The 7502-nt window shown below is 48.9% G+C and carries 5 protein-coding genes; all 5 read left to right on the top strand.

The window, feature by feature from the left end; all coding sequences use genetic code 11:
* The first annotated feature begins 731 nt into the window (after positions 1-731).
* Positions 732-3527, top strand: coding sequence for a phosphoenolpyruvate carboxylase (gene ppc / locus IAE55_RS27820; RefSeq protein WP_200634446.1), 2796 nt, complete (start codon positions 732-734; stop codon positions 3525-3527).
* A gap of 187 nt (positions 3528-3714) precedes the next feature.
* Complete coding sequence (gene sigW / locus IAE55_RS27815; RefSeq protein WP_076176256.1) at positions 3715-4281, top strand: RNA polymerase sigma factor SigW; 567 nt, start codon at positions 3715-3717, stop codon at positions 4279-4281.
* Positions 4282-4400: 119 nt separating this feature from the next.
* Positions 4401-5015, top strand: a complete 615-nt coding sequence (locus tag IAE55_RS27810; RefSeq protein ID WP_076176254.1) for a zf-HC2 domain-containing protein — start codon at positions 4401-4403, stop codon at positions 5013-5015.
* A gap of 199 nt (positions 5016-5214) precedes the next feature.
* Positions 5215-6045 carry a diadenylate cyclase CdaA gene (gene cdaA / locus IAE55_RS27805; protein ID WP_076176252.1) on the top strand — a complete coding sequence of 277 codons (831 nt, stop codon included), beginning with the start codon at positions 5215-5217 and terminating at the stop codon, positions 6043-6045.
* Positions 6038-7471, top strand: coding sequence for a CdaR family protein (locus IAE55_RS27800; protein WP_200634445.1), 1434 nt, complete (start codon positions 6038-6040; stop codon positions 7469-7471). The genes cdaA and IAE55_RS27800 overlap by 8 nt, the downstream gene beginning before the upstream one ends.
* Positions 7472-7502: the final 31 nt, after the last annotated feature.

Genomic DNA, 7502 nt, shown 5'->3' with positions numbered 1-7502 from the left:
GTACGACCGTCCGTGCCGGCTTCAGTGAAGGAACCCGCTCAGGACGCGCGTCAACATCTACCTCTGCGGTGGGCCGAAGGTCCGCTTTTAAATTTGAGATGCCCTCAGGGGCTGTTATGCACGTTTACAAGGTACCTCTCTGAGGTTTTACCTGATTGCCTCTATAACCGCCTTATTTGCTCCTCTAGCCCTTTTAAGTGGAGGGTTAATAACCACATGATTGCATTCTTAAAAATCTTTATTATGCCTAGCTAAAAACAATCTAATATTGGGTATGCCCATGATTCCTTTATATGTGTTCTATGTTGATCAATGAACTAACATCTATATGAACAAGAGAGTACAGTTAAATCATCTGCTGTTAATGATAAGGTCCAAAGACATTTTTCGTTAAACTAACCTCATGTTAAATATTAACGAGATGATTTGTTTAAAGAGTTAACTAACGTGGTAAATAGTGGATGAAGCATCTGGGCTATGCATAAATAAACTCAATGCGGTATTTTTTATTTAGAATGAAAACTACCGTATTATCCATAACATCTGGTAAACCATATGTCAGGAATTAGGCATGACTGAATGAAAATACATATTTTACATCGTGTTTTTACGCGAAAATCTGCGCTTTATTTAATAAAAGTGCAGATTTTCGATGTGATTTATTGTATGATGTTAAGAAAGTATGAACAAAGAGAAAGCAATACAGACGGGATAGAGACGGGAGGAGTAGCATGACTGAACTTACGGTAACCGCGAACAAAAGCAATTCAAACAACTTGCTGCGGCGTGACGTGCGATTCTTGGGGAACATACTCGGGGAAGTGCTTGTCCATCAAGGGGGCAATGAACTCTTAGATATCGTTGAGAAGATCCGTGAAACAAGCAAATCTTTACGTTCTGTTTTTTTGCCTGAATTGTATGAAGAATTCAAAAAGATGGTTGAAACCCTTGAGCCGGATATTCGCCATCAGGTGATTCGTGCTTTTGCGATTTACTTCCAGCTTGTGAATATAGCCGAGCAAAATCATCGGATCCGCAGAAAACGGGACTATGAGCGCTCAGCTGGAGAAAGTGCTCAGCCCGATTCGATCGAGATGGCCATCAAGGAACTAAAAGAGCGGGACTTTACGGTTGAAGAAGTTCAGGACATTATTGAGAGCCTGTCCTTGGAACTGGTAATGACCGCCCATCCGACGGAAGCCATGCGCAGAGCGATTCTGGATATTCATAAACGGATTTCCGAAGATGTCATGCTGCTGGACAATCCGACTCTTACGTTCCGCGAGCGCGAACAGCTTCGGGAGAAGCTGCTGAACGAAGTCATTACGCTGTGGCAGACGGATGAGCTTAGAGCCCGTAAGCCTACGGTACTGGATGAGGTCCGGAACGGAATGTATTACTTCCATGAGACGCTGTTCCACGTTCTGCCTGACGTCTATCAGGAATTGGAACGCTGCTTGACCAAGTATTATCCGGGACACCTCTGGCACGCGCCTACGTACCTGAAATTCGGCTCATGGATCGGCGGCGACCGTGACGGTAACCCATCTGTGACGGCCGAAATCACTTCGCAGACGCTTCGTATGCAGCGCAAGCTGGCTATTCGGGAATATCAGCGCATTTTAGTTGAATATATGCAGTATTTGAGCTTCAGCACTTCCATAGTAGAAGTTTCCAAGGAACTTCAGGATTCCATTGAACGGGACCGTGCAAATGTAACCGTTACAAAAAGGGATATTTGGAACAATGCGAAGGAACCATACCGTATCAAACTGGTTTACATGATGGAGAAAATCGCGAACGTTCTGGACGACAGTAAAAAAGGAACAGCCGAGTCCTATGCTTCGCCAGCGGAGTTTATTGAAGACCTGAGCATTATTGACCGCAGTCTTCGCTTCCATTTTGCAGACTATGTAGCAGATACTTATATCAAGAAGCTAATTCGCCAGGTTGAGCTGTTCGGGTTCCATACGGCGGCGCTGGATATCCGTCAGCACAGCCAGGAACATGAGAATGCGATGAAAGAGGTCCTGGAGAAGAGCAACATTACGCCGGACTATGCAGCGCTTTCCGAAGAGGAGAAGATTGAGCTGCTCACGAAGCTGCTGAGCGAACCGAGACCGATCTCGTCGGTATATCAGGACTACAGCCCAAGCACCAAAGAGTGTCTGGATGTATTCCGGGTAGTCAAGGAAGCACAGCAGGATTACGGTAAAGATTGCATTACCAGCTACCTGATCAGTATGGCTGAAGGAGCCAGTGACATTATGGAAGTCATGGTCTTCGCCAAAGAAGTCGGGCTGTTCCGGCAAGTTCCAGACGGTACCGTAGAATGTACATTGCAGGCGGTTCCGCTGTTCGAGACCATAGAGGACCTGCACGCCGCTCCGGAAATTATGAGACGGCTTTTCAAACTGCCGATTTATCGTCAGAGCATTACGGCCCGGAACGACCTTCAGGAAATTATGCTGGGTTATTCCGACAGCAACAAGGACGGCGGCGCGGTTACAGCCAACTGGGAACTGCGGGTTGCTCTGAAAGAGCTGACGGCTGTCGCCAGCGAGTTCGGCATTAAGCTGAAATTTTTCCACGGACGCGGCGGATCGTTGGGTCGCGGCGGCATGCCGCTGAACCGGAGCATTCTGGCTCAGCCGGCTTCTACCATCGGCGGAGGCATCAAGATCACCGAGCAGGGTGAGGTCATTTCCTCGCGCTATTCGCTGAAGGGCATTGCTTACCGCAGTTTGGAACAGGCAACATCGGCGCTGGTGACGGCAGCAATCAACGCGCGTTCGCCGGAAGAGGATGACGCAAACGAAGCCCATTGGGATGAGATCGTGCGCGAGATGTCCGAGGTTTCCCGGAATAAGTACCAGGATCTGATCTTCCGTGATCCGGATTTCCTGGCATTCTTCAAGGAATCCACGCCGCTTCCTGAAGTCGGAGAGCTGAACATCGGTTCGCGTCCTTCCAAGCGGAAGAATACCGACCGTTTTGAAGATCTGCGCGCCATTCCGTGGGTGTTCTCGTGGACCCAAAGCCGCTACCTGCTTCCTGCATGGTACGCCGCGGGTACAGGCCTTCAGAGCTTTTATCAGAACAAGGAAGAGAATCTGAAGGTGATGCAGGAGATGTACGAGAAGTTCTCCTTCTTCACTTCATTGATCGATTCCCTTCAAATGGCGATCGCCAAGGCGGATATGGTCATTGCCAAGGAATACGCCGGCATGGCCCGCAACGATGAGGCACGCCGCCGTATCTTCGGACTGATTGAGGAAGAGTTCAAGCTGACATCAGAGCTGATTTTGAAAATTACAGGACAAAAAGAAATTCTGGATAATGTGCCTGTCATTCAGGAATCGATCCGTCTCCGCAATCCTTATGTGGATCCGCTCAGCTATTTGCAGGTACAGCTGCTCAGCGAGCTCCGCGGACTGCGCGAACAGGATGAGGATAATGCAGAATTGCTGCGTGAGGTTCTGCTCACGATCAACGGCATTGCCTCGGGACTCCGGAACACAGGCTGATGATACGATTATTCAATAAGCATCCCTGAAGCCAGAATAGGAAAGCTCAGTGCCTGAACCCCAGGTGCTGCGGCTTTCCTATTGTTCTGTTATACGGCTTGTCTTGCTTTTTAGAGAGACTTCATTTACGATTTGAATGGAAAAATAAATTGTTGTCGTACCCATCAGCAAGTCTGGGGGAATCTTGATGGAAAATATAGAAAACCGGCTGACAAAACTGGCTCTGAAAGGAGACCAGCGGGCGTTTGCCGAAATTGTGGAACTGTACAAGGACAAAATTTATCATCTGGCTTACAGGATGCTGAACAACCGCCACGAAGCGGAGGACGTCGTTCAGGAGACTTTTTTACGCGTATATAAAAATTTGGACAGGTATGACCAGAATCAGAAATTCTCCACATGGATTTACCGCATCGGAACCAATTTATGCATCGACCGGCTGAGGAAAAGGAAACCGACCTATTCCCTCGATGCTGAGATGAACGACCAGGAAGGTATGGACGGGTATTCGATGATTCCAAGCGATAACCGGACGCCTGAGAGCGAGACGCTGATCTCGGAGACGCAGCAGATCATTTACGAAGCGATCGAGAGCCTTCCGGCGAAGTATAAGTCGGTCATGGTCCTTCGGTATTTGCAGGATTTGTCCTTGCAGGAAATCAGCGATGTGCTGGGAATGCCCGTAACAACGATTAAAACGAGGGTGCACCGGGGTCGCGAATTTTTGCGCAAAAAATTAGAGCCCAAATTATAGAAAATGAGCTTCGGTTTTGAAACTTCTTCAGAACCTGTACGTATTACAAATGAAACTGACCTGTGCCCCTGAACCGGGGAGATTGAATACATTCATATTAATGAAAGGATTGGCTCAGAATGGATTGCAAATTAGCCGTCTCTTTAATGCATGATTATTTAGATGACGACTTGTCCAAGGAGCAGCAGTTGGAGCTTAAGACCCATATGCTGTCCTGCCCTGACTGTCGGATGCAGTTTAAAGAGCTGGAACAGACGGATATGCTGATGTACTCACTGACGCACCATACGCCGTCTGCATCTCTTGAGCTGACTGAGCGGATCATGAATTCTCTCCCGAAGCAGAAGAAGCAGCAGCTATGGCTTACATGGGTCAAGAGACATCCGGCCATTACAGCCGCGGCTATATTTGTCTTAGTGATGCTGTTTAGTACCGTGAGCTTCTGGGATCAGGATACCCAACTGGTGGTTAAAGGCAGTGATCTGGATCAAGTTGTCATTGAAGGGAACACGGTCATCGTGCCTGAAGGCAAGAGTATTGCGGGCAATTTGACGGTAGAAAATGGAAAGACTCAGATCTATGGTGACGTCCAAGGTAATTTGACGGTCATCGATGGATCGCTGTACCAAGCCTCAACCGCCCATATTTCGGGTCAGGTGAAGAGCATTGATCAGGCGATGGACTGGATATGGTATAAAATCACAAACATGTTCTCTGATGTCGCCTATCGTTAGTAAATCTTGATATTTGTGGATATTGGCGCCTCTTTGGGACAAAGCGGGCGTCTTTTTTGTTGGCAAAATTTATAAATGGTTCCAATTTAAAACCGCGGCCGCTTGCAACCTGAAGGTGTACGTTATAACCTAGGTAATATAGGGGAAATTAAATGACATAGAGACCCATCATCATGAAGGGGAGTATGGGGGCCTAAGTATGAGTTATTTTGCGGACTTAACGTGGAAAGAGTCTATTAAAGATATCATTGACATCGCCATCGTTACATATATCATTTATCAGGTCATTTTGCTTGTCAGGGGGACCCGGGCGGTTCAGCTGTTGAAAGGGATTCTGTTCCTAGTCATCATCTGGGCGCTCAGTACATGGTTTGATCTGTACACCCTTAAATGGCTTATGAATCAGATATTTAACTTTGGCATTTTGGCGATCTTTATCATCTTTCAGCCGGAGCTCCGGCGGGCGCTGGAGCAGTTGGGGCGGGGTAAGCTGTTTGGCCGCTCATCGGCGGAAGATGAACAGCTCAATAAGCTGATCGGCGAAGTCATTAAGGCCGTGAACTATTTGGCTCGCAGAAAGATCGGAGCGTTAATCGTATTTGAACGGGAGACAGGTCTCAATGAATATACGGAGTCCGGGATTCCTATGCAGTCAATGGTGAGCTCCCAGCTGCTCATTAACATTTTTATACCGAATACACCTCTCCATGACGGTGCCGTGATCATTCAGAACCAACAGATCGCCGCTGCCGCCTGCTATTTGCCGCTGTCCGAGAATCCTTTTATCAGCAAGGAGCTGGGCACCCGGCACCGGGCGGCCATCGGGATCAGTGAAGTAGGGGATGCGGTGTCCATCGTCGTATCGGAGGAAACCGGACAAATATCGTTGGCCATTAACGGTCAGGTCGTTCGTGATATTAAAGAAGAATCCTTAATATCGAAACTGTATGAAGAGCTCCGTCCAAATTCCTCTGCGAAAGAAAAACGTCCTGTTTTCTGGAAGCGGAAGGGGAATGATAATCATGAATAAGTGGATCAATAACAACAATATTTCGAAAGTGCTGGCGCTTGCCGTAAGTATTTTGCTCTGGAGCATGGTTCATTTGAACGATGTGACGCCTACGCCTACCGCTAAAATTGATTCACGGATCATTGATAATGTGAAGGTACAGGCTTTTGGACTGGATGAGAAGAAGTATATCCTGAGCGCCATGGACACGGATCAGGTTCAGCTTGAGGTCAAAGGAAAAAAGTCGGACCTGCTCTCGATGTACTCGGAAGATTATAAAGTAAGGCTGGACCTGAGCAAAGCCAAAGTAGGCACCAGCACACTGCCGCTTACCGTAGACGTTCCTTCGGGCATTGAGGTGGTCAACGTTCAGCCGTCAACCGTGACTGTCAATATTGAAAAGAGGGATACATCGTCTTTCCCGGTATCGATCGTGACGAGCGGGGAGCCGGCAGCCGGTTATCAGATGGGCAGCATTACGATGGAACCGGCTACGGTGTCTGTTACGCTGCCTGAAAGCGACCTGAAAAGGGTCGATAAGATTCAAGGATCGGTATCCATTGATGGCGAAGACGCGACGATTAAGGAAAAGCGGGTGAAGCTGACCGCGTTGGACAAGCAGGGGAAGGAAATTGAGGGGGCGATAATTGAGCCGTCAACCATCTCCGTGGTCGTACCGATTACGCCGCCATACAAAGAGGTGCCAATCGAACTGCACTATTCCGGCCAACTGCCTGACGGCCTCGTGATTTCCAAGGCTCAGCCAAGCGTGACTACCGTGAAGCTGTACGGTTCTCAAGATGCGCTTGCGGGAATAAAGTCCTATAATGACGTCGATGTGGATTTGGGGCAGATCAAGGAAGCGGGAACAATGGTACTTCCTGTGGACTTGACGCCGCCGCAGGGTTTTGAGAAAATCGAGCCGAGCTCTATGGAGGTTGAAATCACCACGGTGTCCAACTCCCAGCGGGTGATTGACGACATTCCGATTAAGATCAGCGGGGCCGGCTCTGACGTGCAGGCCGCGATCAAGAGCCCGGCAAGCGGCACCATGTCGCTTAAGCTGAGCGGCGCCCCTGGACTGCTGAACAGCCTGACAAAGGATGACATTCAGCTCATCGCCAGCGTTGGTAACCTGAAGCCCGGTACGCATCAGGTGAACCTGCAGGTGGTCCTCCCGCGCTATGTTTCGCGGGTGGATCAGGGAAATGCGCTAACGGCGACCATAGAGATCAAGGATAATGCTGCGGCAACGTCGACCCAGCCGGACTCGAAGCCTGAAGATAACAGCAAGGGAACGACCGACAACAGCAGTAAAGGAACAGGCGGCAATTCAGGGTCCGAGACGGATTCGACGAACGTGGATGAGACAGACAACAATGGAACGGCGGGTGACACCACGCCGCCGGAAGGGCAGGAGCCACAGACAGATACCGGCTCACCCTGATCTGAACGAACACATATAGTAACTAGAGATG

It is taken from the genome of Paenibacillus sp. S28, from assembly GCF_016624415.1.
GTDB lineage: Bacteria > Bacillota > Bacilli > Paenibacillales > Paenibacillaceae > Paenibacillus_AQ > Paenibacillus_AQ favisporus.
The sequence above is the reverse complement of the archived record's forward strand: the minus strand, read 5'-3'. Positions and strand labels throughout refer to the sequence as shown.

Excerpts from the sequence above, each read along its gene's own strand:
- sigW (WP_076176256.1), top strand. The coding sequence starts at position 3,715 with ATGGAAAATATAGAAAACCGGCTGACAAAACTGGCTCTGAAAGGAGAC.
- cdaA (WP_076176252.1), top strand. The coding sequence starts at position 5,215 with ATGAGTTATTTTGCGGACTTAACGTGGAAAGAGTCTATTAAAGATATC.
- IAE55_RS27810 (WP_076176254.1), top strand. The coding sequence starts at position 4,401 with ATGGATTGCAAATTAGCCGTCTCTTTAATGCATGATTATTTAGATGAC.
- ppc (WP_200634446.1), top strand. The coding sequence starts at position 732 with ATGACTGAACTTACGGTAACCGCGAACAAAAGCAATTCAAACAACTTG.
- IAE55_RS27800 (WP_200634445.1), top strand. The coding sequence starts at position 6,038 with ATGAATAAGTGGATCAATAACAACAATATTTCGAAAGTGCTGGCGCTT.